Source organism: Mesorhizobium sp. P2_B5, assembly GCF_056404775.1.
Map to the genome: position 1 here is coordinate 1,254,062 of NZ_JBFUDJ010000001.1, position 24,603 is coordinate 1,278,664.

The following is a 24,603-nucleotide window of genomic DNA, read 5'->3' on the forward strand; positions in this document are numbered from 1 at the left end:
TGTCTTCCCACGGACGGGTTGTACGCAGCATGGGAGTGGGCGTGGGATCGCCTGGCTTCGCTCAGAGAACCGGCCTCAGCTGTCGGATGAGAGCCTTTTTTGGCGCGGTGTAACCGGCCAGCCAATGTCCTTTTGAATTTCCATCGGCAGGCTGTTCAGAACGCGTTCGGACTTTCGTGCTTCACGGGCGTTTTTGATGGCCGCCCCATAGCGCGCGACCGTTTCAAACACTGACATGTTCTTCTCCTGTAGAGCTTTCGGTGTCTCGGGCTATGCCAACGCAGCCGCTCAACGGTCTGTTAAATGCTCCACATTTGTATCTGCAAGGTTGCACCGAAACTGTCGTTTGGTAACAGAGGTCGCACATCTCGAAACATTTATGCTGTCAGAGGTTCGATCGCAGGTGTCGATCGATGCGGTAGTCTCGCAGCCCGCCAACGCCAAAAGAGCGAGAGCCGGGTCGAAGATTGAACCTCTTGTTCATTCACTTCGTAGGTCATCCGTGAACGCTTGAAAGTGACCATCAGCGCTAGGGGATGTCGGGGAGATTTGGCGCCGTTACGACCCGTGAACTCGACTTCATCGTCAGACCTTCCGGGCGGAGTATCCGCTGGCGTTAGATTATGTGTGGATTCGTACGGGCAAGCGGTGCACGAGGCTTACGGTGGGTGAATCTCTTCCGATGTCGGCCCTTTCAAAAGAGCGCCGGGCACCAGCTTGTGGTGAACGGGTGGGTAGTCGGCGGGGGTGGGTGGCGCGATATCTTCGACGCCCGGTTATGCTGGCGGCGACGCAACCGAATTCAGACGCCACACGGCGAAATTCAGCGCAGTGGCGAACGTAACCCACACAAGGTAAGGCACGAGCAGCAGCGCGGCGACAAAGTGGATAGGGTAGAAAAGCATGATGGTCGCGATGATGGAAATCCAGACCAGAACGATATCAACGAAGCCGAGATCGGGGCGGTGCAGACCGAAGAAGAGCGGCGACCACGCGGCGTTGAGAATGAGCTGCAATGCATAGACCGCCACGGGCAAGCCGGCGCCGGCGAAGCCGGCCTTCCGCCAGATCATCCACCCGGCAACCGCTATCATCAGATAGAGGACCGTCCATACCGGCGCGAAAAGCCTGTTCGGGGGCCTCCACGACGGCTTCTTCAGTCGCTCGTACCATTCGCCGGGGCGAAACAACGCGCCCATGAGCGCCGCGAGGAAACAGGCGGCAATGAAGCAGGCGAGTCCGATGATCGAAGCAATGTCCATCTACCCGGCTTTATGGCCCATCGCCCTCCAAGGTCGACCGGCTCGGGGAAGTCGGCCATGCGCATTTGGCTTTTCTGTGCTCGATGGGATCTGCTCCGATCTCCCCCGCCTCTCCACGGCGACAAGTGTGACGGGCTGGTGCGGGGGATGCGAGCGCTCGTGCGGGCGCATTCCCTTTGCCCAGAGAAGCAACGCCTCCCAGTGAATGCCGACGATGACCTTCAGCGTCAGAAGAGGGTAAGCCAAGAAGGTAGCCGCCAGCCTCGCGTCGCTGAGCGGATGCCGCTTGCCCGAGAAACTGGCGACGATCAGAGGTCCCTGACCGTCGCTGCCGGTTATGTGAAGCGACACGGCCTCATCGGGCAGGCCGATCCGGAAGCGATATTGGATGCCCATGCCAATGAAAGGCGAGACATAGAAGCGCTTGACACAATGCTGCTCGACCACGCCTTGGCGTTCGCAATCCTCGACAGGGATGAGATACGTGTGGCGCTGCCCAAACGTATTGTTCACCTCATAGAGGATGGCGGCGAGATCGCCCTGCCAGCGGTAGCAGAAATAGACGCTGAGCGGATTAAAGGCATAGCCCAGCATCCGCGGCATCGACAGAAGCCGCACAGCACCGCCGTCGATCTCGATTCCGGCCATGTTCAGTTGGCGCTCGACATAGGCCTTGAGCGCGCCGCCGGAACCGTCGCCGTGGTCCCGGTCGGCAAAGCTCAAAAAATTGAACCGGTTGCGCGAGAAGAGCCATAGCCTTGCAGCTAGACTGTCGATCTCATCAAGGTCAAGCAGCAGAAAGAACATACGGTAGGACAGCCTGTGCCGGCGCGGTTTCAGGCGCTGGTGCATGACCCTGCCGGTATAAAGGGCTGATTGAACATCTGGCATCAGGCGGCTGCCAGATCAGGCCGCTCAACGGCTGCCGAAAGGTGGATCCTGCCCGATTCGTCGACCACATCCCAAGGGCGCCGCATGCCACCCAGCTCCTCGGCCACGGCAAGGCCGGACTGCAGTCCGTCCTCGTGAAAACCGGCACCGAAATAGGCGCCGCAGAACCAGGTGTTGCGGACCCCTTGGAGCGACCAAAGTTTCTTCTGGGCGCGCATCGCGGAGGTGTCGAATGCCGGGTGCTCGTAGATCACGCTATGTTTTACCGCGCGAGCCTCGGGTTCCATAGCGGGGTTGAGGGTGACAAACAGCGGCAGTTGGTCAGGCAGGGACTGCAGCCTGTTCATCCAATATGTGACCGAGAGCTGGCGGGTTTCACCGCGTGTTTCGGCAAGGTAATTCCAGCTCGACCAGGCCCGCTTCCTGCGCGGCATGAGGCGGGGATCCGAGTGCAGCACGGCCTCGTTTCGACTGTAGCCAAAGCTACCCAGCAACTGCTTCTCCTCATGGCTCGCGTCGGGAAGCATGGCCAGCGCCTGATTGGCATGGGTCGCTACCACCACCTGGTCGAAGCGTTGCTCGACGCCGTCAATATCGGTGAGCCATACCGCTCCCGAGTTCCGCGCAATGCAACGCACGCGACGCCCCAGGAATATCCGGCCGGTAAATCGACCAGCCAAATTCTCGACGTAATTGCGACTGCCGCCATCAACCGTCCGCCACATCGGCCGGCCGGCAAACTTCAGCAAGCCGTGATTGTCGCAGAACCGGATAAAGGCGGCGGCCGGGTAGTTCCCGACTTCAGCCGCCGGCGTCGACCAGATCGCGGCTGCCATCGGGTACAGGTGGTCCTCGCGAAATGCTGCACCATAGCCTTTGGCATCCAGATACTCGGCAAGGCTGCTCTCGCCGATCCGTGAAATGTCGTAGGGCGCTTCGCGATAGAATCGAAGCAACTCCCTGAGCATCTGCCAGAACCGTAGGCGTGTGACGTTGCCGGGATGTGCAAGAAGACCGCCCAACCCGGTCCCGGAATATTCCAGGCGGCCGCCGTCCAGCGAAACCGCAAAGGACATCTCGGATGGCTTGGTGCGCACACCTATATGGGCAAAAAGAGCCGTCAGATTGGGATAGGTTACCTCATTGTAGACGATGAATCCGGTGTCCACCTGGGTTCCGCCGGCATTGACAGTGTTGCTGTGGCCGCCAAGCCGAGTATCTGCCTCGAACAACGATACGTTGTGGCGCTGCGAAAGCAGCCACGCCGCCGACAGTCCGGATATCCCACTGCCGACGACCGCTATGTCCATCGGACGATCCGTGACCAGGCGTTTGCCCGCTGCCGTCATACGCACGCTCCAGTTTCCAGTGGAAGGGGTTGCCCTCCTATCCTAACTTCAACTTCTACGCGGCCGCGGGCGGCATGGATCACAGTCGGGTGGAATGCCGCGGACCTTGTGATCCGAACGCCCTGGCAGCGCGTATCAGGGCGCATGTATGCATCGAGATACGAGTTCATTGCCGGCACGGTTTCGCGTACGTTCGATCGCACGAGGATCGAAATAGCGATGACCATGCGCACTGATACGGAGTCGCTGTCGGCCGAGGAAGCCAAGCGTCTGCTCTCCGCGGTAGCGGAGCGACGCGATCGCTCGGCTTTTGCCTTACTCTTTGGCTTCTACGCCCCGCGACTAAAGGCCTTTATGATGCGATCCGGCATGGCGGTTTCCAGCGCCGAGGACATCGCGCAGGAGACTATGCTGCTGGTCTGGAAGAAGGCCTCATACTACGATCCGGCGCGCGCCGGGGTCTCGACGTGGATATTTACGATCGGCCGCAACGTGCGGATCGATCGGCTACGCCGGGAAAGCCGACCTGCGGCCGTTGCCAGCGCTTTCGACCCCTCGGACGAGCCCGACAGCCCGGTTTCGGGTGAGGCGGCTGTGATCGCCACAGAGCGCGAAGAACGCGTGCGCTCTGCGGTTGCCCTGTTGTCTCCCGAACAGGCCGATATCCTGCGGCTGTCATTCTTCGGCGACAAACCTCAATCGGAAATAGCGAGCCAGCTTCGCATCCCGCTCGGTACCGTTAAATCGCGCGTGCGGCTGGCACTCAGCCGCCTTCGCCTGATCCTGGACGACCTCAAATGATCAATCATCATCCAAGCGACGAGACGTTGCTCCGCCAAGCCAGTGGCGCCCTGGAGGCCGGACCGCGAATCGTTGTGGCGGTTCATATCGGCGGTTGCCCGGTCTGTGCCGAACGAATTGCGCAATTCGAAGCCACAGGCGGCTTTTTCCTCGACGAAATAGAACCGCAAGCGATGAGCGAAGATGCCTTGGACCAGCAGATGGCGAGGATCGAGGTCGACGGCGAAAGGCCGGAGGAGCATCCAAGGCCGCCGCGCGCCGATATCGGCATCCGCCTGCCTGCGGCTCTGGATGGGTGCGGCGTTGGTCCATGGCGCTGGATCGGTCCCGGAGTGCGCTGGAGCCGGGTGACGGTCCCGCAAGATGCTGGAGCAAATGTCATGCTGCTGAAGGTGGCGGCCGGGCGCAGGATGCCGGAGCATAGCCATTCCGGCTACGAGTACACTCAAGTGCTGAAGGGCTCGCTTTCCGACGCGCGTGGCCGCTACGGTCCTGGCGACCTGGATGAGGCTGACGATGAGGTTCAGCATCAGCCGGTCGTAGACGAGAGCGGGGAGTGTATATGCATCGCCGCGCTTGAGGGGCAGATGAGGCTGCGTGGCTTCTTTGGACGATTGATCCAACCTCTGCTTGGCGGCTGAGACGTTCCATGAGCGTCGCTACCCCCCTCGTCCTTGCTGCTATCTGTCTTTCGGTGACCATGGTGGCGGCGTGGTCTATTGCACTGAGAACGGATCGGTCGGGGTGGATCGACGCGATCTGGTCATTCGCCGTCGGCATCTTCGGCGCTTTGGCGGCACTTCTCGTTTCGACCGGTGACAGCTCAGTGCATCGGCAGTGGCTGGTCGCCATTCTCGCACTCGCCTGGTCGCTGAGGCTAGGCCTCCATATCGCCAACCGGACCGCACGCAGCGGCCACGACGATCCGCGCTACCGTCAGCTGAAGGAACAATGGGGCTCCAGCTTCCGCGCCAGGTTGTTTTGGTTTCTGCAGGTCCAGGCCGCGGCCGCTTTCCTGCTTGTGCTGTCGATTGTAGCCGCTGCCTACAATCCCGCCTACGCCTTCGGTGCAAATGATTGGGCCGGTGTAATGCTAATGCTGCTGGCGGTAGGCGGCGAGGCGACGGCCGACCGCCAGTTGAAGGCCTTTCGAGCGGACCCCGCCAACAAAAGCCGGGTCTGCGATGTGGGCCTTTGGCACCTGTCGCGCCACCCCAACTATTTCTTCGAATGGCTGGCATGGCTCTCCTATGTGGTGATCGGCATCGATCCTTCAGGTGGCTATGCATGGGGATGGATCACGCTGGCCGGCCCTGTCCTGATGTACTGGCTGCTTGTCCATGTATCGGGCATCCCGCCGCTTGAGGCTCATATGCTGCGCTCGCGTGGCGAGCCTTTTCGCCGCTACCAGACGCGCGTCAATGCGTTCTGGCCAGGCCCACCAAGGGCGGCTGCCGCCGATTGGAGGAGATGAGGATGAGCCTGATCGCATCCGCAATCCGCGCTGTCGAGCGCGCGCCGTTGCCAGACGCCGCCACCCGCTACGGCATTGAGGTTCTCGTCGGTCGGACACGGCGGCGGCTGGCGGCGGGGCCCTCAGTCGACGACGGGCGCTTTGCCAAAGACATGGCTGGCCGCTCCATAGCCGAGCACACGGCAGCAGCGAACGAGCAGCATTACGAGCTGCCGCCGGCGTTTTTCGCGCTGACGCTTGGTCCCCGCCGCAAATATTCTTGCTGCCTGTATCCGACGGGGAGGGAGACATTGGCCGAGGCGGAGATCGCCGCGCTGGAGCAGACCGTTGACCATGCAGGGCTTCGCGACGGTCAGTCGATCCTCGAACTCGGCTGCGGCTGGGGTTCGCTGACGCTGTTCATGGCGCAGCGTTTTCCTTCGGCCCGAATCGTGGCGGTGTCGAATTCGACGCCGCAACGACTTTACATTCAGGCGGAGGCGGCAGCACTCGGGCTGCGCAATATCGAGGTCATCACCGCTGACATGAATGAATTCCAGCCGCCAGCGCGGTTCGACCGCGTGGTATCGGTTGAAATGTTCGAGCACATGTCTAACTGGCGCGACCTGCTCGACCGTATCCGAACCTGGCTCCAGCCCGAAGGTCGGCTGTTCGTCCACATCTTCAACCATCGCCATAGCCCTTACCGCTTCAATCATCACGATGAAGCCGACTGGATCGCTCAGCACTTCTTCACGGGTGGCATCATGCCGAGCCACAACCTTATCAGCCAATTCCCGGATTGCTTCTCGATCGAGCGCGATTGGCGTTGGAGCGGTTTGCAATACGCACGCACTGCCCGCGACTGGCTCGCGCGCTTCGACGCGAACCGCGGCCCGATCGACGCCATCCTTTCGTCTGTCTACGGCGCTGATGTGTCGCTCTGGCGTCGGCGCTGGCGGCTGTTCTACTTCGCCACCGAGGGCCTGTTCGGCCATGCCGGGGGCAAGGAGTGGGGCGTTAGCCACTACCTGCTCCGGCCGGCCGGCTGACATGCCAGGGCTCGCGCGCCTTTGGCAGCGGATCGCCGCCTATGCCGCGCATGACGATCCGCTGACAGCTGCCGCTAACTGGATTGCGCTCGTTGTCGCCTGGAACCAGCCCTTCTACCCTCTCTATCTATGGGCGGTGGTCGGCGCCGATAAAGTCGCGCCGTCATTTCTCACTTTTGTGTCGACGCCCTTCTTTCTCGCCGTTCCAGCAGTTGCCAGGCAATATCCGCTCGCCGGGCGCCTCATGCTGCCGCTGACAGGCATCGCCAATGGCATCCTCAGCACCAAGGCGTTCGGTATCGGGTCGGGGGTCGAGATATTCCTCGTTCCTTGCGCGTTGATCGGCGCTGCTTTGTTCAGGCCTTGCGAACGGCCAGTCGGGATGGCTGTCGTTGCGCTCTGCGCTGCGGCCTACTTCATACCTGAGCGCGTCTTTGGTCAGCCACTGGCCGACTATAGCGCTGCCGACAATAGCGGCATGGTCGGGCTCAACGCCTTGAGCGCCGCGACATTGATCGTGTTTGTCGGCTTGCTTTTGTCGGGCGCCGTCGCAAAGTCTGAGGAGCCCGACATCAGGCGCCGCGCAGAAAATAGCGGGTCAGCAGAAAACCAAGAACCGCCGCCACCGCGCTGAGCAGAGAACCCCAGCAAATATCGGCCACCGTGATGATAGTCGGCCAGCCGCGTACGGTTGCCTGGTTGGTAAGATCGTAGGTCGCATAGGCGAAGAACCCATAGAGCGCGCCATAGACTGCCGCCGTCGTCCACTTGCCGGTCGAGAACGCCGGCGCGGTAGCAAAGACGATGATGCCCCCGATGTAGATCAGATAGAACAGGGCAGCCGGCGCGAGATTGACGTCGTCCACCAATATGTCCGCGAGATAGCGGCGGTAGAGGCGCTGCGACATCGTGGTTAGCCAGACTGCATCAATGGCAAGGAAGGCGACCAGGGTGGTTGCATAGGCGACCGCGTAGCGGATCATGAAGCTGTTTCCTTTGCACTCGATATCTTGGCCTTGTCTTTTATGGACTGGTAAAGGATCAATGCCCGGTCTCGTGCGGCGCCATGATCAATGATCGGATTTGGGTAAGTCTTGCCGAGCTCTATTTTCGCGTGTGCTAGCAAGGCAGCTGGCGCCTCCCACGGCCGGTGGATGTAGCGGTCGGGCAAGCCAGCGATCTCCGGAACATAGCGGCGTACATAGCCGCCATGCGGGTCGAACTTTTCGCCCTGAAGGACAGGGTTGAAGATTCGAAAGAAGGGCGCGGCATCCGCGCCTGATCCGGCTACCCACTGCCAACTTGCGGGATTGTTCGCCGGGTCCGCGTCGACAAGAGTGTCCCAGAACCATCTCTCCCCTTCCCGCCAGTCGATCATCAGATCCTTGATAAGAAAGGAGGCGGTGATCATGCGCACGCGGTTGTGCATCCACCCAGTTCGCCAAAGTTCGCGCATGCCTGCATCTACGATCGGGTAACCCGTCATCCCGGTCTGCCAGGCCTTTGTCGCTCCGCGGTCGCGGCGCCACGTGAACCCCTGGAATTCGGGGCGGAAGCTGTGATCGTGCAGGTGAGGATTGTGAAATAGAAGATGATAGGAGAATTCTCGCCAGCCGATTTCCTTGCGGAATTGCGTCGCGCCGGCCTCGTCCGATCGCTGCAGTGCGGCGAATATTTGAACTGGCGTGACTTCGCCGAACGCTAAATGGGGTGAGAGGCGCGAGGTGCCCCGAATGGAGGGTATATCGCGTGGGTTTTCGTAGTCAGCCAAATCCTCGTGGTTGAAGGCTTGCAGTCGTTGCCGAGCACCGGCTTCGCCAGGGGTCCATCGATCTGCAAGCCCTTCCGCCCAATCAAGCGTTTTGGGAAGGAGGTCGAGGTCGTGCAGGGACAGGCCGTCGAACTTGCCCTCCCAGCCGTTGATTGATTTCGGGGCATCGATCGGATCGCGTAGGGCGCTCCCGTTATACAGTGCCTTCCAAAAAGGGGTGTAGACTTTGTAGTATCCGCCTGAGCCAGTCTTGAGCAGGGAGGGCTCGTGGAGCAGCGCGCCATCGAAGCTTTGCGCGATCAGCCCGGCTTCGCGAAGTTTCGTCTTCAGCGCCGAGTCTACTGCCGCTTCAGCCGGCTGGTAACGACGATTCCAGTACACACAATCCGCACCGCTCGCCGCAATGGCCGTGGCGACGACATCTCGTGTTCTGCCCCGAGCAAAAACAAGCTTCACGCCGGAAACTTCCAGGCTCTGCCTTAGCGCGACCAGCGAATGGTGTAGCCACCAGCGGCTTGCTGCCCCCATCGGCCTAGTTCGCTGTATGTCTTCGTCAAGAATGAAGAGCGCCAGAACAGGTCCATTGCGGTCGGCCGCAGCCGCAAGGGCGGCGTTGTCGCTAACGCGGAGGTCACGTCGAAACAGTACAATGGTCGGCGCCGAACCTGACCTGCCATTCATTGTGCGGCCCGATTCACTTTGCCGGCGTCCAACTGGTATTTTTGCAGATCACTCCGCCGATGACACAGCCTCGCGTCGTCAACCCTTTGCCGGCAACCCGTAGGGTCATCGAAAATGTGAGCTTTCGCTTGGGGTCATAGGCGGTCCCCTTCAACGTGCTGCCGGAATTCGGCTTGAGCGTCATGATCAGCTTGTCGCCAACGTCTTCGCCTTTACTGGTATCCCTGATCCAGAGATTGGTTGCGCACAGTTTCTCTCCGCAAGGAGCAATCTTGACGCGCGCATTGCCGTCGTCCCTCAACCACACACCGCGCGCGTCGGATAGAACGTCGGCATGCGCCATTGCTGAAACAAGCGTGGCCACTGCGAATGCAGTTATCCCTTTCATCGGCAAGGTCTCCGTGCGCCTTACTGCATTCTACGTCGCGACGGTGTGCGCGGATCACTTGATCTGCGGAAGCGGCCAAACGCCCCGCCACAACGCATCGGGGCACAATTGGCAGGTCCGTTCACGTAGACATCCGCAATGACCGCTTCGGTATGGCGACGTCCAGCTCAGTTACCAATGATGTCCGCTTTCTGGCAACGGCGCAGCTGCCTTCAACGGCCGGGATGAGGTGCAAAGCGGATATTCGCTTAAGCCCAACGTGCACCTCATCACCCGAACAATCGCATGCCACTCCGAGGGCTAGTCTCGACGGCACCTTTGTCACAAATAGTCGATGCCAAACCCAGATGTTTCGCTGACGTGTCGCCGGTGGGTTGCGTCACGCATTCATACCCTGGTGTGAATGGTAAGGCGGCCGACCCCATCGAGCGGTAGACATCTCGTACCGCAGTACCGGGCAGCCGAAGGTGCACTATGTTACGCAATGAATTCTCTCAAACGAATAGGGAAACCATGTGCAATGACTACGAGCAGCATATCGCCCGGGCCGAATATTGCCGGATGATGCAATCGCCTGCGCTCGACATTCCCAGCCATCAGACCGACCTGGATTTGTCGATGGCGGACGACATTCGAATCAACGATCCCGCCCCGATCATGCGCGCTGCCGGCGATATGATCGAACTCACGCGGATGACCTTTGCCTTTCCGCCATCCGGCCCTAAAGGTGGACCTATCTTCAACTTCCGCTCCGAGGGCCGCAATCTCGGCAACAGTAAAGCGCTGCCTCAAGCCACCCACATTCACAATGCTGACGACGGAGCCGGGACCAGACGTTGTACCCATCCACAATCGGCAGATTGTGGTGCTGCGTCCGGAGGGCTGGGCGGATTGAATACACCGTACAAAACCGAGACCGAGCTTTTGAAGGCGCTTCCAGCCGGTTCACTGGCGTCAAAACCGTACGAGAAGGAAGCGGATAAGGCTCAGCCCGATCCCGCCCCTGAGGTATTCATTGGCTAAACAGGAGAAAAAGACGAAACTGCAAGCGCGCAATAGCATCCGGAAACGCATGGTACCGACGCTTAAGGCATTGACGCAAGCAGGTGCCAGGTTGCTTCTTCATAAATTCCGGCATCGCCAAGCGAATGCGAAGACGCCAGAACGAAGCACAACACCATCACCTGCACTCATTGCCGAGTGGCCATTATCGCCTGCAGTGACACTCGGCTCGTCGGTACGCATGAAGGGGATCGAACGCGAATTACGCGCCCGTCTGCCGTTTGCGGTGCGGAAACACGTCAAAGCTGAGACTGGTCGCATCGCATTGTGCATGGGCGAAGACGATGCAGACGAGTTCAAGGCTGCCTCGACCAAGATCTCCATGGCGCTTGAGGGCATCGAAGCGCTGCCGGTGCTTCCCCGCGAGGCAGAGGATGTCCTCACGATCTCTGCGCGCGAGCGGCACAAATGGCTGAAAGACGGTCGACTGCAAAGCATCGGCACGCGCACTGTGAAGATGCGCGGGAGATCGAAGGCTGTTACCTTTCATATCTTCGATCCAAAGCACATCGAGGACATCCTTGACCGAGATCTCCCAAGCGTTTGGCGGGACGAGGATGCACAGGAGGTTGCAGAGAACAGGCGACGCGGTGCCGGGAAAGCAGCGCTTACGCGGGCGGGCAAAGGCATCGGAACGAAGGTTCACGTTTCCAGGAAACCGAAAGATGACTCCCCCTCGCCTGAGTTGAAGGGCTGGGACGCGTTCGAAGACGAAGGACTGCTGCGCTAGCATGGCTGGCCATTCCATCGTTCAGCGGTCGACGTTGCATCACCCAGAGCGTCGGCGCCTGAGAAGGCCTGCAATCAATTTCCGGCCACTCTTGCGCGGGACAAGTTCGATATCGCTAACCAGCCTTGCGCTGTTCCAGGGTAATCTTTCAGCTGGGGCCCCGCGAAGATTGCCGCGGCCTCGCCTGGCATGGACTGGCTGAATTGGATGCGGCGCCCTTCTGGTATCATCGCGGCCAGTATCTCGCGCCGGTCTTCCAGCGGCATGTCTCGCAAATCGTGGCCGTTGAGGTGCAGAAGGTCGAAGGCGACGAAATACAGATCATGCTGCCGCTGGGTAATCGCCTTGCGCAGCGCAGCGAAGTCGGACAACCCGGCATCGTTTAGAACGATGATCTCTCCGTCAATGATGGCGCTTTGCACCTCATCGAGTTCGCCGGCAGCCTTCGCTATGTCGCGGTATTTCGACGTCCAGTCGAGGCCACGTCGGGTGAAGACGCGGACCCCGCCGGCATCCTTTCACAATCTGCGATCGATAACCGTCGAACTTGACTTCGTGAATCCAGTCGTCGCCTTCGGGAGGCTTCTCGACAAGGGTCGGCAACAAAGGCTCGACGAATTTCAAACGCAGCATCAACACACCCACAACCCGGCGAGTTAATTAGCATGCGCTTGATTAGTTCCGGAAAATTTTAACGGATCATTGACCGCGCTGTCCCAAAATAGGACGGCGCGGTCAAATCACCAAACCGACTGCGCAGGCGGCTCCGGCAGGCTACGCCCTACCCAGCCCAGTGTGTCGGAGCCGCTTCCACACACATCTAAATACCAGAAATGGTTGAATTAACGGTTACGGCACGTGGTTTCTAAAAGGGGAATTCAACGAGGTTGGGAAAACAAAAAAGCCCGCCAAGGGGCAGCGGGCCTAAGGTTGACGAGGGTAAGGGTTTGAATTCTCTCGTCGCAAGATAGTTTAGCTGAAGCTTACATTTGGGGCAATTAGTCCTCCTTAAGGTCTATCGGCCCAACCCCTTCTCCACTCGACGAAGAGGTTAGATCCGGCAGGGAGCGATTGAGCAGTTGCAAAGGGCGCAATCAGCGAATTCTGGCCACTGTTGCCAGTTCGCTACAGCGAAGTTTTTGGCAAGCTAATATAACCTTCGTCAGCGCTGGGGCGCCGGGTTGTTGGCTGGGGCGCCGGGTTTGTTGGCGGGGGCCAATCCTTGGAATCCGAGCGCAGGTATGAGGGAGATGGCCCGCTGACTTTGGTCGGCGGGTCTTTCTTTTTGGGGACGCGTAGAACGTGGCGCCGCCGGCAGAGAGAGGCACAAGAGAAGCCCGTTTTCACTATCATTCCGTATCATCGACGCAACCCACCTTGAGAGCTTTGATACGACGGTGTTGGCGATGACTCTGAGCACTTTCGCGTGATGGTTGGTGCCCGCAAATACAAGAAATGCGGGCTCTGACAGTCCCGTCCTTGGCCTCGCCGTAGGCGTTCAGGCTGGTGTCTGGCGTGTAGATCAGTCCGACATCGCTGCCCTTGCATTTCTTGCATCGAAGCTTGGGTCTGATATCCCATTCCATTGCCGGCGCATCTGGGCCGAAGCGGTTGCGAAGCGTCGCAAGGTCCAGCGCCTGCTTATAGTGACAGACCGGGTTATGGCAGAACGCCGTCACCGTCAGAGTTGCGTTTTCCGCAACTCACTGTTCGCCTCTCGGCGGCGTTTTCCACTGTCTAGCATGCCGGCATAGCACCAAATATTAGACCGCTTGCCATCCGCTCGGCCACATAGGAATATCGTCCTCGTTGCGGCGAACCCTTCAACGAAGATCGCCAATGGCCAGGACCAAACCTTCAAAACAGCTTTCGCAGGACGAGATTGACCGCTTCCTCGTGGCAGCAGAGGCGCTGCACAAAAGCATCGTCGGTCCCCTCCTGGCGTACCACAGCGAGCACTACCGCGCCCTTCGTGAGGTCCACGGACCGCTGTTGAAATCGATTGAGACCATCACAGGCAAAATGGCGTCGTTTATTCGGTGGATCGGTCCGTCCATATGATTTCAATTTGATCGAGTTGCGACTCAAAAAAGGTTGCAGAAGGGACCGGCGTTCCTCCAGGTTTTTCGTACCGCAACCGGCTGTTCCAAAGTGCAGCCATAAGTTGCGATGTACGCCAAAGGGATGGCCGATGCTTTTTTCGTCCGCCTTGGAACTTGTCTCTTTCATCGAAGTTTTGATTGGCTTGGTCCCCTCACCGAGCGTCTGGGAAGGGAAGCTCGTCGATTGCGCCCTCAAGAGGCGGGCTTCCTCTCATTGCTGCGGGCTGGCATGCCTCAATCGCACTTCGGCCTGTTGGAAGGTGTGGATTAGAGCTTCCTGTGCTTCGTCCAATACGCTCTGGCTATATGCGTCTACAGGACCGAATGTATGGAAGTCGGCAAGCAAAGCGGTCTTCAGCGCTAGAAGGTGGCTGACAGGGTCTTTCTGGCTCATCGATATGGCCACAAGTTCCGACCGCATGAAAAGTTCAAGGGCAATAATTCTGCCCTGCAAATGCTCGTCCATTGTTGGCACTCCTCTCAAACTTGCGACCAAGATCATTCTTTGGGCAGGCGGGAAAATCATCATTCTGCCAGCAGGCAGGTCACGAAACCCATCAAGGATCACCGCCACGCCAATGCTGCAGGTGGGTGAACACTTCACTGACGATGAAGGGACTAACGATCGGCTAATTTCCAACTGAATGACCACGTCCATTGTTTCCAGCGTCAGACCTTTGCGCGGTTGATAGGGACTTCAGTCGTAGTTGCTCGGCCCCGAATAGGCGTTAGTTTTCTAAAGCTTCGGGGACTTTTGGGCATTCATGATCATCGAGTTATTTGGGCCGCCTGGTGCAGGCAAGACCACACTTCTTCGCAGCCTCTGCCGGGGGATGGCGGAACACGGCATCAACGTGAAGACAGTGAACGGGTACCGCCGGATTGAATATTGGTCGGCCCAGGATGACGGCCCGGAGACGCGCCATGCCTTTGGGCGTATTGGCAGAAAGATTGCCACCTCCGCTCCTGTCTTGTTATCGACCTTGCCAAAGGACAGTGTCGCGGCGCGGCTTCTAGCATCAATCCCTCTACGAAGCCGCACATGGTCATGGCGCATGAAGGTAGACATTGCCCTACTGTGCGAGTCCTGGCGTAAAGCGCAGGAATCAGAAGATTACTTCATTTTTGAAGAAGGTCTAATCCAGGCTTTGTGTGCGCTGGTTTTGCTGGCGCGAACGCGAAGCATTGACATGGTCCGTCACTGCCTGGCGTTCCTGCCGCGACCGGACCTCCTTATCCAGATCGACGCCCCACAGGAAACGTTGCGCCGCCGTCTTATGGATCGGCATGGTCGGCAACCGCTCCTCGAGGTCCTCCTGTTCGAGCTTGGCGTGGACAGGGGCTTGAAGCAGGCCGATATCTCAAGGGAGATCGGAGAGTGCTTGCGCGAGGACGGATGGCCCCTGCTACAAGTCAACAGCGTCGACCCTCATTATTTCGATAAGGTCATCAAGCGAGTCTTGGCTCCAGTCAGCACCGTATGGGCGCTGTGCGCCTCCTGGCGGCTCTATGTTGTCTTTCTCGACACGTTGCCGGTATAGGTCTAACTCGACCTGCTTCTGCGCTTCTCGTGCCAGCCTGTAGTCCTCGTGCAGCGGTTGAAATCGAATCTGACCATCACCGGGAAGAAGGCTGAGTTCGTCAGTGGAAACAGCACAGGGTCGGTTCGGCCGCCTACGGCTGGGTAGGGACTTCAGTCGTAATTGAGTCATTACTAATGTGCCTATAGCCTAGGCACTGCGGGAGGGACGATCCAATCATAACCCGCAGTGACCGGTGCGGCCTGCACCCCCAAGGAGAGCCCCAGGCCGCACCGGCCATACCCCCTCGGTAATTTGAAGCCGCGAGCATTCGCCCTATGTGCTTACCGCAGAGCATTGGGATTGGCATGACCGAACCGACTAACGCCGCAGAAATGGCGAACGCTGCGAGCATTGACCCGTGGACGTTTCGCGAGGCTTTGCGCCGATTCCATCATCGCCCTACCGGGTCTGGAAACATCGCGATAGCGTGTTCCCTTGCCGCTTTGTCGGCATAGAACATTTCCGTGCCCACAGTGCCCTGTCTTCCATACCAGATGACAGTGAAGCCCATCACTCGCTGGGTCCTTCTTTCACCGCTAAGCCGGGATCATCCGAGCCGCTACAACCTCATCGACCATAACACCACCAGTGCCACCACGATGCCGACGAAACAGTATGCGACCCAGACGCTGGTCACAGATCCACCTCAATCCACAAATCCAGCGCTGCCCTGCCGTGCCGCCGTGATTATCATCCTAAGCCCATCCGCCTGCACGGTTCTGGATTGCCTGGAGGATGACCTCGAATACGCTCCCGACCTGGCGCATTGTTGAGGCTTCCAGCCCCGAACGCGCGCCGCGGAAGGCCGAGCGCGAAATCGCCAGCCCCACTGACGTCTATCAGACGGGCCGATCAGAACTCTTCTTCTTTCGTTCGAAAAGCGCAACTTTGGCAGGGTACCCAATCCGCACCCTTGTCTCGCATTGGCTGCAGGTGAAAGCGGAAATAACTTTAAGCCAAGAGCCCTTCTTGACGATCAGACAGCCGCAGTTTGGGCATTCAAATTCCAAATCCTCGTCTCGCATGTCATCTGAAATAGGCATTGCAACTCCCAATACGCAAACAGTGCCGATGCGGAGGCTTCGGTCCGCGGTCTCATTAACTTTGCGGTCGTCGTGCGGTTCCTGGAGCACACAAAAATCTCGCGCCAGGAAGTGGCAGCGGGCCAGTTGGGGTAGTCCTGTCCGCTCATCAAAAAACCCGCTGCCGGACCTTGAGGGGTTAGACGGCAGCGGGCCTCGATCGTCCACGGAGGGCGATCTGCAGTGGACAAGAAAGCCGTTCAGCCCACCGCAAGAAACCAACTGCAAGAGCGCGTCCGATGTTCCAACCAGACCAAAAAAAAAAGCCCGCCGGCGCGAGCCAGCGGGCTTGACTTTTGAGTTGGCCTATTTGCCCATCTGCGTTGCCATCTTGCAGAAATCTGCGTGCGACTTCGCGACGGCTTCGTCGGCACACTCCTTCAGGATGGCGGCCCGGTCGTCCGCACTCATGGCCGTCCACGCGGCTTTGGCGTCCGCTTCCGACTTCATGGTCTTCATGCCGGCGTCGGTGAAGAAGGGCGACATTTTCGCCGGATCATCCAGCGCAGAAGTGCCGGTGGAACTTCCGGCGAAAGCCGAGCCGGTCATAAGAGCGAGCGATGCGCCCAGAACGAGCATTTTCGAGTTCATGAAAATTCCTCCTGATCGACGTTAGACTGCTTAAATGCAGCCGTGCTAATGCAATGTCGACTAGGAGAAAAGGTTTCCAACAGAACCTGAAATTGTAGCACTCGCTTCCGATATGCATCGAGCCTCCGCTTCGAGGGACTAGCGCGCAACTATCAGCCCCGGCGGTGTTCGATCGTTAGGTGGCGACAAGCCCTCGGATCGAAGCCAACGGGCTTTAAAACTGAATGGCCCGCGTGTTCGGTCAAGGCGGCGCGGGCCGACCATGATGGATTCATCTTGGTCACCGGCAAACGCTGAGGGAGCATGTGCCGGTGAGTCACAACAATCTTGGTGACGGGACGTTCCGGCCATGCATAAAAAAGTCCGCTGGTTCGAGCCAGCGGGAGAGAAGCTTTCATCAATGGATAACGAGGTTGCAATTCTCGTCGACGATTAGCTGAAGCTTACATTGGATCAACTAGTCCTTACGACCTATCGCAACCCTTCGAGGAACCAGAACTTAGCGCGTGGCTCTGGCGATCTCATTTCGCCTCTGCCAATGCTGTTCAAAAAGACGAGCTTGTCCGCGTAGCCGATCCGAACATTCTCGTCACATCCCGCTGGCAGCGCTTTCAACCGAACGAGAATTGCACCCACCAGGCTAGGCCTTCTGGTTAGCCGCCCTATAGTCGGCCTCCCACGGCAACGCGTCAAAGTCGGGCTTGTGCTTCGCCGCACGATAAGTGTCCTGGGTGACATAACTACCTCTGGAACCCTCCATGATACATGCAAATGGCGGATTTCCTGGACAACGGTAAAGGCCTGATGCGGTCGCGTTGTCGGTCATTCGGGGCTCCTTGGGCGAGCTTGAAAGCCCGCGCCTCTTCGGGAAGGACGCGGTCCGATCGGAGGCCCGATCTTCGGCGAGCGATGGAGGCACCACCCGCCGCAGGCCTCAACCATCAGCGGCGGCTAATGTTCCGTCAAGCCACGATTCTCCCAGCGGAACCTAGCCGGGCTGCCGGCGTTTCAACTGCTGTGTAACCAAGGAGGCCACGGCCATGGATTGGAACCGCGTTGAAGGTAACTGGAAGCAGGTCAAGGGCAAGGTCAAGGAGCAGTGGGGCAAGCTGACTGACGACGATCTGGACCGCATTGCCGGCAAGCGAGATCAGCTCGAAGGAAAGATTCAAGAGAGGTACGGTATTGAGAAGGACCGGGTCCGGAGGGACGTCGATGACTGGTACTCGATGCAAGGTTGGTAGATCCGGATCTCTATTCAAGACCTGTAATTTCAAAGGGCGGCCGATATGGGCGCCCTTTCTGTTAATTCACTCATCTCTCCAGATCACCCGCCGCTCCCATCGAATCTCAACCAGGCGCCGGTACCGGATCATCACTTGCTCTTGCCCCACCGGGTGGAACAGCTCCGCGGTCATTGATTCATTGCGGCCGCATTTTTCGCAACGAACCTTTGCTCGCACCTGATCAATCGAAACGTTGCCGATCACCTCGCACAACTCTTTCGGTTTGTAGAACCGCTTGATGTTGCAATGCCCGCACCGGATGCGTGCTACCTGCCCGGCGTCGTGGGCATGCAATAACGTCCAAGGGACGCCCTTCGGCCACTTTTCTGGTTGCTCCGGCATACCTGGAAGTGGGGAGCATTTTCCCATCTCGTCAAGGCGGGGTTGACTCTTTTGTTCTTATTTTGTTCACTGTTGGCAGGATAGCCACAGGAGGCGGGTCGAGGCATCGAAGCAGCGCTGGCTGGTGCCACAGCGAACGGGAGAAATAGTTATGATTGAGGTGCTTTACCCCGCTGAAGGACGGCAGGACGAACTTACTTCCAACATCATGCGCGACCGTTCGGAAATCGAGAAAGCGGCCAAGAAGGCGTGCAAAATCTCGAACAAGCTCACGCCGGACGGCGCCATCTTTGCGACCGGCTGGATTATGACCGATCTGATCGTCAGCCTCATGCCCGATGAGGAAGAGGCAATGGAATTGTCCCGGATCGTGCAAGGCCAGATCGAGCGCGAATTCAAGACAGCCTATGCCAACCTGGCGCGCGGGACTGTGAATTAGCGCGGGGCTGTTAAATTAGGGCAACGCCATGTGCGGTCGCTACACCCGATATTTATCGTGGTCGGAAATCCACCGCCTCTACCGGCTGACGGCGCCGGCTGAGGTCGGCCGCAATGACGCTCCACGCTACAACATAGCGCCTACCGATGAGGTGCCGTTCATCACCGCCGGCGATGACGGCAACCACAAGCTTCGGACCGGCCGCTGGTGGCTGGTGCCGTTCTGGGCGAAGGAAATGCCCAAGGCCGCGATGTTCAACGCCAGGATTGAAGGCGTCGACTCCACACCAGCCTTCCGCGACGCCTTCAAGTCAAAGCGTTGTCTCATCCCCGCCGACGGGTACTACGAGTGGACGATATCACCAGCTGACAAGAAGCGAGACCCTTGGCACTTTTTCCAGCCCGGCCACGCGCCATTCTCATTCGCCGGGCTATGGTCCTACAATTCAAATCTGGACGTCACGAGTTGTACGATCATCACTGAACCGTCTGCGGCGCCCGTCAGCCAGGTCCACGACCGGCAGCCGCTCATTCTTGATCCCACCTACTATGACGCCTGGCTCGATCCCCAAACGCCAGCCGGCGACCTGAAGGATATACTCAGCCATGACATCAATGGGCAGTTACAGTTCTACCGGGTCGGCCGGGAGGTCAATGCGGCTGCCATCAACAAGCAGCCAAACGATCAGGGCTGATCGAACCGATCAAGCTGCTATGAGCGACGAAATCACACTGCCCAGGCAGGAGCACGTCACCGCGCCGGGAATTCAGCATCATTTCTGCGAGGATGGGGATGCGGCAAGGAAGCGGATGGGGCTTCGCTAAGCCAAAGCAGGCGCCGCATTGGTTCTGCACCCATCGCGGAGACGGTCAGCGATCCCTATTGGAGAAACGATGTCCGACAACGTTTTGCCCACCACGAGCAAGCCAAAGCTAATCGTCGTCGTTGCCTTTGACCGCGCCGACGACGGCGAACTCTTCACCGCTTTCGGCCCTATCGACCAGCAGAGCGAGGAACGCGCAACACGAACTGCCAAGGCATTGGCTGGCAAACACGCAGGCGTCATCGCGTGGAGCCGCGACGCCGATCCTGCGCTGGGCGACTATGGTCCGCCTACCACCCTCTTTGTCAGTGGCGATGTTCCAGATATGGAATGATCCATCGAGACCATCACCGCCAAGGCCGTATTCATCCAGTGGAACGGTACAGGGCCGGTAAGGCCGCCTACGGCAGAGTAGCGCCCCGGCTGTTAGCAGGAAACGGGTGGCGGTGGCTGTTGGCTGAGGTGAGATTGACCGAACTTCACAAGAGAGGTCTCCGATGTTTTCCCTGCTTCGCGCGTTTCATGTCCCGCAGAACGTGGCGATGGAGCTATTGACCATGTCGCCGTGGCCACACGAAAAGCCCATGAATGAGAATTCATTCGCCGCTTACGGAAGTGACTAAAAGCGAGCCTAGGCCGCCCGTCCGCCAGCATCTCAGAAGAGCCAATATCCCTCTGAGACGTTTAATCGGCCGGGTCTGTCGAATATACAATCGCCTTGCGCCGCAAAAATGTAGCCCGCTGGCTGTTGCCGAACCGCCGGCCGGGATGCGAGTTTCGCGTGACATATCAGTTCGAGGGTGACGCCCATGTCCATCCACCGAATTTCCACGCACCGAATTATTTCGGTGACGGCAGCGATCATGTTTGCCGCGACCGGCTTAGCCAACGCCCGGCCGGATACGCGCAAGATGAGTTGCGGAGAGCTTCAACAGATGATCCAGAGCCGCCACGCCGTGGTTCTGACCACCGGCCCGAACACCTATGACCGCTATGTCAGGCAGTTCGGCAACGAGTGCGACTGGCCGCAGGTGCCGATGTCGGCCTATGTCCAGAGCCGTGATGGCCACTGCCCACTCTACCGCTGCGACGAGCCGGTTGGCCGCATCCCATGATGGCGCCGGCCATTTTCATTCACTGCAACTACTTGTTTTGACTCCGCGTACCTTTTGGCCGGCGCCTGCCACCCGAGGTTCCCCCCTTGCGTCCGTCACTTTCCTGTTCCAGCCAAAACCGTCGAGCTTTTGGCAATTCGGCCGGACAAAACTATGATGGTGGCCTGCGGTTTTCAAAGATTGCCATTTTGTACGAATAAGTCAGGCGGATCTCATTGCCGCAACCCTCACATGTCAGAGACTTGGCGCTTTTGATCAGGCGACCTTTTCGGATCATCATTCGCTTGCAGTTAGGGCATTGGACGATCATATCGTCATCGTTCCGATCTCGTGAAAGTACCATGTGGTTTGCCTCCTGGCGGTTCGCAGGAAGCAAGCTGCATGCCGCACTAGCGTCTCTTTTCGAAACACTTCGCACGTCGCTGCCGTACTTAAGACTTTGCTAACGAACGTCGGAACCTTCGATTGCACGCGTAGCTAAAGTTGGTTGGATCGTGGCCAGGCGGGGAGCGAACCACGTCAGGAGGAGACAACAATGTCCAAAGGTGAAATTGGAACGTCTCAGACTCTACGGGCACGCATCGCCGAGCTCAAAACAAAAAAAGGCGAAGCGCCAATGTTACCGAGAACGATATGAAAGCCTTCCAAAAAGTAGCTGCTTTGATGGGATGCGATGCAGCTTCACTGCGGCTCAATGCCGATGACTTGATTGCTGCCTCCTTCGTTGCGGATACGATGAGCGAGAGAACATTAAACCGTAGCGCCGCGCGTCCATTTGGACGCAAAAAGGACGCCATAGGCCTTTGAATTGTCGCGTCCGAAAATCGATTTCCGCTTTCTACCATCCCGCTCCGCTTCGTCGGGGCGGGACGGCGAAGCCGGCATCATCGAAGGGAGGCAAACGTGAACCAGATCTCGTCCCGCAAACCGGAAGTCGATAACGCGGCATCCCGAATTGCAAACGACAATCATTCGGTTCCCGGTGGCTGCTCGATCTTTGACCTGATCGCAAATGAGGATGATTTCGCTGACCTTTCGCGGCGGGCAGAGCGCCGGGCCATTGCCATAGTTATCGCAATGGCGATCTGCCTGATCCTTGCACCGGTTGTCTATTTTGTCTTGGTCTAGGCGATCATGTACGAGCCCCACCCTCGCCGCCGGCACGATTCTGCATCGCATCGAAGATGACGTCGAACACGTTGCCGACTTCTTCGCTGATCTCTTCCAGGCTGATGCCTTCTTTTTCCGCCGCCCTAATAGCCTGATCGGCAAGGTCGGTAATTGCCGCCGGATCGTCGGTGAAGGCGTTCGGCAGGTGGTCCGCCATCCATTTTTCTAGGAAGTGGATTCCGCGCTTGCTCATTGAAGGAACCAAAAAGCGACCAGAACGGAGGAGGCAAGAAACAGTGCCGCGGCCGCTATCAATGCCCCCTTACTAACCTCCCGCGTTGGCTGAGGGTCGGGCACAAGTTTCTTACGGTTCGGCTGTTCGTTCATGCCAGATTAAGTTGCGTGAGCAAATTAGGTTCCGCTAATGCTCCACTGCTCGCAACTCGCCCCCCCATTCACGGCAGCGGCGGGTCGATCCCGCTTAACCGTATCGCGCAGTAGGCGGCCAAAATTTCTTCTAATTCTCCGCATGGCTAAAAACGACAGCGCCGCTTTCCTTGCGAATTTCAACGGCCACGATTCCATCATCTCCCTTCCGGGTTTGAAACATCGCGATAGCGTGATCCTTTGCCGCTTTCTCGGCATCGAACATTTCCTTGTCGACAATGCCCTGTCTTCCATACCAGATGACAGTAAAGGCCATTATTCGCTGGTCCTTTCTTTCGCGGTTAAAGCCGGGCTCATCTAAGCCGCTACAACCTCATCGACCATACCACCACCAGTGCCACCACGACGCCGACGAAACAGAATGCGACCCAGACGCTGGTCATGGATTGCTTCACTCAGCTAAGCGGGCAAGTCGGTGCCGCGGGTGCTCATCAGAAGATAAGCTCGCGGCGTTTATTAGGTTCCGCTTATGCACGTCCCCTACTCAGAACGTCGACTGCACGATCCATGAGGTAGGCGGGACTCTATTTCCGCACGATCCATTCGAGCATTTCGGGGTCAAACTCATCTTGGCCGGTCATTGACCGCACCATCTGTGCGGCCCCATCGCGCCATCTGTGCTCAGGAACGTTCTCTTCGCGAACCCAGGTTTTGAACGCCCTGCGGATCACATCGAAATCAAAAGCGGAAACGGTATCGCATTCTTCAGCTTGACCCACGATGCCCCCCGCGCTTTGGCCGGAGCACCTGAGGTGGCTTCCAAGCGCCCGGATGCCGTGAAAGACGGGCGACATGCAGATTATACGCGTGAAATAATGAGGCTTCGAGTCAATTCGCTCCGACTGAAGTCCCATACCTAACGGAAGGTTCGCTCTAGCGTAGGACACTCCTGGGTAGCGCCTGCAGGACGCGCAACAGCCAAGGCGGGCGCGGTGCTTGGGCGCCAGAGTCTACCCTATCTGGGGTAGAAAGCCCCACCCCAGACAGACTGAAGTCTTACTCCCATAAGCAAGCGGAACAATGTTTTTCAGCCTGAGTTGGAGAGAGGCAAGGGAGGCCGCAATGCCGATTTCAGATGACAAAAATGATCTGATCATCAGGCTTGACTGTCCTTATTGCTCACACCCGATCGTCAAGAAGGGCTCTTGGTTCAAGGTAATATCCAGGTTCAAATGTGCGGGATGCGGCACCCAGGTGCACATGGGCTATCCAGACAAACTTGCACTTTTCGAGCGGCATCAACGAACGCAAATTAGTTCCGCCACCGGCGAGGCTGACCAAGGGCGCGAAGCGGCGGAATCTTCGCTCAGGACTTCGACAGCAAATTGGCAGTTGGGCAATCGCAGCCATGCGTGAATATGGCGGGGAAGGACCATGCACGGGCGGGCTTGGGTGAGAGATCAGCGGCTCGCCGAAGCCGACGAACTCCGAGCGCAGATAGCGTTGCTGCAGCGCGAACTGGCCGAAAAGGCGGCTTGTTCTGTTGGGACGTTCAAGATGGCCGAGCTTGGCCAAAAGTTGCGTTTGCACAAATTTCGCCTGAAGCTTCTTGAGGGTTGTATTGCTGGATTGTCTGATCTTGGCTGCCCCCGAGAGGATAGACACGCGATAGGTTCTCTCCCACAACCTCAAACCGAGCCGCTACAACCTCATCGACCATAGTATCACCAGTGCCACCACGATGCCGACGAAACAGAATGCGACCCAGACGCTGGTCATGGATTTGCTTCACTCAGCTAGGCCGGCATCGTGGTGCACGATCGCGTCTAGGATAGCCTCGTAAACACTCCCGGTTTCTTCCTCAATTTCAACACTGCTGATGCCGATCGCCTTGGCGTCGGCGAATAGCTTTTGAGTGAGCTCGGCAACTGAGATGATGTCGGCGCCGACGGTCTCGGGGACGGCGGTCGAAATCCACTTATACAAAAAGTCGGTGCCGCGGGTGCTCATCAGAAGATAAGCTGACGACGTTTATTAGGTTCCGCGCGGATAGACATTCCGCTAGGGAAGAACGCATGCAGTACCGAAGAGAAACTAGAGCCGAACGATCTTATCGAGATGCAGGCGTATCCGCTGGCCTTCCGCAAATGAGAGCGCGAACGATTCCAGATCGAATGATCGGGTAAGTTCCTGGTCTTCCTCAACCACGCGGACAAACCACTCTCCGCAGGCTTCGACCACTTCGATGCAAGGCAAGGCCTTGCGAATTGGAACCACGTTATCCATCACAGCCTCCCTACGAA

The 24,603-nt window shown here is 58.3% G+C and carries 31 protein-coding genes and 1 pseudogene; 16 read left to right on the forward strand and 16 right to left on the reverse strand.

The window, feature by feature from the left end; genetic code table 11:
• Positions 1 to 75: 75 nt before the first annotated feature.
• The 4 genes from AC1D1N_RS06345 to AC1D1N_RS06360 form a co-directional block, all read right to left on the reverse strand.
• Positions 76 to 237: a hypothetical protein gene (locus tag AC1D1N_RS06345; protein ID WP_477347274.1), complete on the reverse strand. Its 162-nt coding sequence runs from the start codon at positions 235 to 237 to the stop codon at positions 76 to 78.
• A 539-nt stretch (positions 238 to 776) separates the two neighbouring features.
• The gene (locus AC1D1N_RS06350) at positions 777 to 1,262 is read right to left on the reverse strand and encodes a TspO/MBR family protein (RefSeq protein WP_477345362.1); all 486 of its coding nucleotides are present in this window, start codon (positions 1,260 to 1,262) and stop codon (positions 777 to 779) included.
• Positions 1,263 to 2,156: a DUF1365 domain-containing protein gene (locus tag AC1D1N_RS06355; protein WP_477347389.1), complete on the reverse strand. Its 894-nt coding sequence runs from the start codon at positions 2,154 to 2,156 to the stop codon at positions 1,263 to 1,265.
• A complete protein-coding gene (locus AC1D1N_RS06360; protein WP_477347276.1) occupies positions 2,153 to 3,502 on the reverse strand; it encodes an NAD(P)/FAD-dependent oxidoreductase in 1,350 nt (449 codons plus the stop codon). Before AC1D1N_RS06360 ends, AC1D1N_RS06355 begins: the two co-directional genes overlap by 4 nt.
• A 219-nt stretch (positions 3,503 to 3,721) precedes the next feature.
• On the opposite strand from AC1D1N_RS06360, the gene AC1D1N_RS06365 reads away from it, so the two are divergent.
• From AC1D1N_RS06365 to AC1D1N_RS06385, 5 genes are read left to right on the forward strand one after another with little or no spacing between them, the layout of a single operon-like run.
• Positions 3,722 to 4,303 (forward strand): sigma-70 family RNA polymerase sigma factor, encoded by a 582-nt coding sequence (locus AC1D1N_RS06365; RefSeq protein WP_477347278.1) that lies wholly within the window; start codon positions 3,722 to 3,724, stop codon positions 4,301 to 4,303.
• Positions 4,300 to 4,944, forward strand: coding sequence for a ChrR family anti-sigma-E factor (locus AC1D1N_RS06370; RefSeq protein ID WP_477347280.1), 645 nt, complete (start codon positions 4,300 to 4,302; stop codon positions 4,942 to 4,944). Before AC1D1N_RS06365 ends, AC1D1N_RS06370 begins: the two co-directional genes overlap by 4 nt.
• A gap of 8 nt (positions 4,945 to 4,952) precedes the next feature.
• Positions 4,953 to 5,777, forward strand: a complete 825-nt coding sequence (locus AC1D1N_RS06375) for a DUF1295 domain-containing protein (protein ID WP_477347282.1) — start codon at positions 4,953 to 4,955, stop codon at positions 5,775 to 5,777.
• Between the two features lie 2 nt (positions 5,778 to 5,779).
• A complete protein-coding gene (locus AC1D1N_RS06380; RefSeq protein ID WP_477347284.1) occupies positions 5,780 to 6,808 on the forward strand; it encodes an SAM-dependent methyltransferase in 1,029 nt (342 codons plus the stop codon).
• Between the two features lies 1 nt (position 6,809).
• Complete coding sequence (locus AC1D1N_RS06385; RefSeq protein ID WP_477347286.1) at positions 6,810 to 7,442, forward strand: hypothetical protein; 633 nt, start codon at positions 6,810 to 6,812, stop codon at positions 7,440 to 7,442.
• Here the strand turns inward: AC1D1N_RS06385 and AC1D1N_RS06390 are convergent.
• The 3 genes from AC1D1N_RS06390 to AC1D1N_RS06400 are packed head-to-tail and all read right to left on the reverse strand — an operon-like array spanning position 7,381 to position 9,648.
• The gene (locus AC1D1N_RS06390) at positions 7,381 to 7,791 is read right to left on the reverse strand and encodes a DUF2177 family protein (protein WP_477347288.1); all 411 of its coding nucleotides are present in this window, start codon (positions 7,789 to 7,791) and stop codon (positions 7,381 to 7,383) included. The two genes, AC1D1N_RS06385 and AC1D1N_RS06390, sit on opposite strands and share 62 nt — an antisense overlap.
• Positions 7,788 to 9,260, reverse strand: coding sequence for a cryptochrome/photolyase family protein (locus tag AC1D1N_RS06395; protein WP_477347290.1), 1,473 nt, complete (start codon positions 9,258 to 9,260; stop codon positions 7,788 to 7,790). Before AC1D1N_RS06395 ends, AC1D1N_RS06390 begins: the two co-directional genes overlap by 4 nt.
• A gap of 13 nt (positions 9,261 to 9,273) precedes the next feature.
• Positions 9,274 to 9,648 carry a DUF2147 domain-containing protein gene (locus AC1D1N_RS06400; RefSeq protein WP_477347292.1) on the reverse strand — a complete coding sequence of 125 codons (375 nt, stop codon included), beginning with the start codon at positions 9,646 to 9,648 and terminating at the stop codon, positions 9,274 to 9,276.
• A 513-nt stretch (positions 9,649 to 10,161) separates the two neighbouring features.
• Here AC1D1N_RS06400 and AC1D1N_RS06405 point away from each other — a divergent pair.
• On the forward strand, positions 10,162 to 10,671 hold the full coding sequence (locus tag AC1D1N_RS06405; protein WP_477347294.1) for an SOS response-associated peptidase: 510 nt from the start codon (positions 10,162 to 10,164) through the stop codon (positions 10,669 to 10,671).
• Positions 10,664 to 11,440, forward strand: a complete 777-nt coding sequence (locus tag AC1D1N_RS06410; protein ID WP_477347296.1) for a hypothetical protein — start codon at positions 10,664 to 10,666, stop codon at positions 11,438 to 11,440. The genes AC1D1N_RS06405 and AC1D1N_RS06410 overlap by 8 nt, the downstream gene beginning before the upstream one ends.
• Before the next feature lie 74 nt (positions 11,441 to 11,514).
• On the opposite strand, the pseudogene AC1D1N_RS06415 reads toward AC1D1N_RS06410, so the two are convergent.
• Positions 11,515 to 11,895 (reverse strand): annotated as a pseudogene (locus tag AC1D1N_RS06415) (ATP-dependent DNA ligase); the annotation flags it as partial.
• 1,384 nt (positions 11,896 to 13,279) lie between these two features.
• Between AC1D1N_RS06415 and AC1D1N_RS06420 the strand changes: the two are divergent.
• Positions 13,280 to 13,501 carry a hypothetical protein gene (locus AC1D1N_RS06420; RefSeq protein WP_477347298.1) on the forward strand — a complete coding sequence of 74 codons (222 nt, stop codon included), beginning with the start codon at positions 13,280 to 13,282 and terminating at the stop codon, positions 13,499 to 13,501.
• A gap of 252 nt (positions 13,502 to 13,753) precedes the next feature.
• On the opposite strand, the gene AC1D1N_RS06425 is transcribed toward AC1D1N_RS06420, so the two are convergent.
• Positions 13,754 to 14,200: a hypothetical protein gene (locus AC1D1N_RS06425; RefSeq protein ID WP_477347300.1), complete on the reverse strand. Its 447-nt coding sequence runs from the start codon at positions 14,198 to 14,200 to the stop codon at positions 13,754 to 13,756.
• A gap of 106 nt (positions 14,201 to 14,306) precedes the next feature.
• Between AC1D1N_RS06425 and AC1D1N_RS06430 the strand changes: the two genes are divergently transcribed.
• Positions 14,307 to 15,083, forward strand: a complete 777-nt coding sequence (locus AC1D1N_RS06430) for an AAA family ATPase (protein WP_477347302.1) — start codon at positions 14,307 to 14,309, stop codon at positions 15,081 to 15,083.
• Positions 15,084 to 16,513: 1,430 nt separating this feature from the next.
• Here the strand turns inward: AC1D1N_RS06430 and AC1D1N_RS06435 are convergent.
• Entirely contained in the window at positions 16,514 to 16,798 is a 285-nt protein-coding gene (locus tag AC1D1N_RS06435) for an aldehyde dehydrogenase family protein (RefSeq protein WP_112564509.1), read from the reverse strand.
• A 1,040-nt stretch (positions 16,799 to 17,838) separates the two neighbouring features.
• Between AC1D1N_RS06435 and AC1D1N_RS06440 the strand changes: the two genes are divergently transcribed.
• The 7 genes from AC1D1N_RS06440 to AC1D1N_RS06470 all read left to right on the forward strand — a co-directional run bounded on the left by AC1D1N_RS06440 (position 17,839) and on the right by AC1D1N_RS06470 (position 21,931).
• A complete protein-coding gene (locus tag AC1D1N_RS06440) occupies positions 17,839 to 18,042 on the forward strand; it encodes a CsbD family protein (protein WP_112564507.1) in 204 nt (67 codons plus the stop codon).
• Between the two features lie 535 nt (positions 18,043 to 18,577).
• Positions 18,578 to 18,865, forward strand: coding sequence for a hypothetical protein (locus AC1D1N_RS06445; RefSeq protein ID WP_477347304.1), 288 nt, complete (start codon positions 18,578 to 18,580; stop codon positions 18,863 to 18,865).
• 28 nt (positions 18,866 to 18,893) lie between these two features.
• Positions 18,894 to 19,559 (forward strand): SOS response-associated peptidase, encoded by a 666-nt coding sequence (locus tag AC1D1N_RS06450; protein ID WP_477347306.1) that lies wholly within the window; start codon positions 18,894 to 18,896, stop codon positions 19,557 to 19,559.
• A gap of 199 nt (positions 19,560 to 19,758) precedes the next feature.
• Positions 19,759 to 20,022: a hypothetical protein gene (locus AC1D1N_RS06455; protein WP_477347307.1), complete on the forward strand. Its 264-nt coding sequence runs from the start codon at positions 19,759 to 19,761 to the stop codon at positions 20,020 to 20,022.
• A gap of 475 nt (positions 20,023 to 20,497) precedes the next feature.
• Positions 20,498 to 20,803: a hypothetical protein gene (locus AC1D1N_RS06460; protein ID WP_477347309.1), complete on the forward strand. Its 306-nt coding sequence runs from the start codon at positions 20,498 to 20,500 to the stop codon at positions 20,801 to 20,803.
• A gap of 633 nt (positions 20,804 to 21,436) precedes the next feature.
• Complete coding sequence (locus AC1D1N_RS06465) at positions 21,437 to 21,610, forward strand: hypothetical protein (RefSeq protein WP_477347311.1); 174 nt, start codon at positions 21,437 to 21,439, stop codon at positions 21,608 to 21,610.
• A 96-nt stretch (positions 21,611 to 21,706) separates the two neighbouring features.
• On the forward strand, positions 21,707 to 21,931 hold the full coding sequence (locus AC1D1N_RS06470) for a hypothetical protein (RefSeq protein WP_477347313.1): 225 nt from the start codon (positions 21,707 to 21,709) through the stop codon (positions 21,929 to 21,931).
• A 4-nt stretch (positions 21,932 to 21,935) separates the two neighbouring features.
• On the opposite strand, the gene AC1D1N_RS06475 is transcribed toward AC1D1N_RS06470, so the two are convergent.
• The 6 genes from AC1D1N_RS06475 to AC1D1N_RS06500 form a co-directional block, all read right to left on the reverse strand.
• A complete protein-coding gene (locus tag AC1D1N_RS06475) occupies positions 21,936 to 22,166 on the reverse strand; it encodes a hypothetical protein (protein ID WP_477347315.1) in 231 nt (76 codons plus the stop codon).
• 264 nt (positions 22,167 to 22,430) lie between these two features.
• The gene (locus tag AC1D1N_RS06480; protein WP_162712310.1) at positions 22,431 to 22,616 is read right to left on the reverse strand and encodes a hypothetical protein; all 186 of its coding nucleotides are present in this window, start codon (positions 22,614 to 22,616) and stop codon (positions 22,431 to 22,433) included.
• A gap of 268 nt (positions 22,617 to 22,884) precedes the next feature.
• Positions 22,885 to 23,079 carry a hypothetical protein gene (locus AC1D1N_RS06485; protein WP_162712308.1) on the reverse strand — a complete coding sequence of 65 codons (195 nt, stop codon included), beginning with the start codon at positions 23,077 to 23,079 and terminating at the stop codon, positions 22,885 to 22,887.
• A gap of 400 nt (positions 23,080 to 23,479) precedes the next feature.
• Positions 23,480 to 23,965, reverse strand: coding sequence for a hypothetical protein (locus AC1D1N_RS06490; protein ID WP_477347317.1), 486 nt, complete (start codon positions 23,963 to 23,965; stop codon positions 23,480 to 23,482).
• A 123-nt stretch (positions 23,966 to 24,088) separates the two neighbouring features.
• On the reverse strand, positions 24,089 to 24,310 hold the full coding sequence (locus AC1D1N_RS06495) for a DUF768 domain-containing protein (protein WP_477347319.1): 222 nt from the start codon (positions 24,308 to 24,310) through the stop codon (positions 24,089 to 24,091).
• 84 nt (positions 24,311 to 24,394) lie between these two features.
• Positions 24,395 to 24,603: hypothetical protein (locus AC1D1N_RS06500; RefSeq protein WP_477347321.1), on the reverse strand; the 209-nt coding region annotated here is incomplete at its 5' end.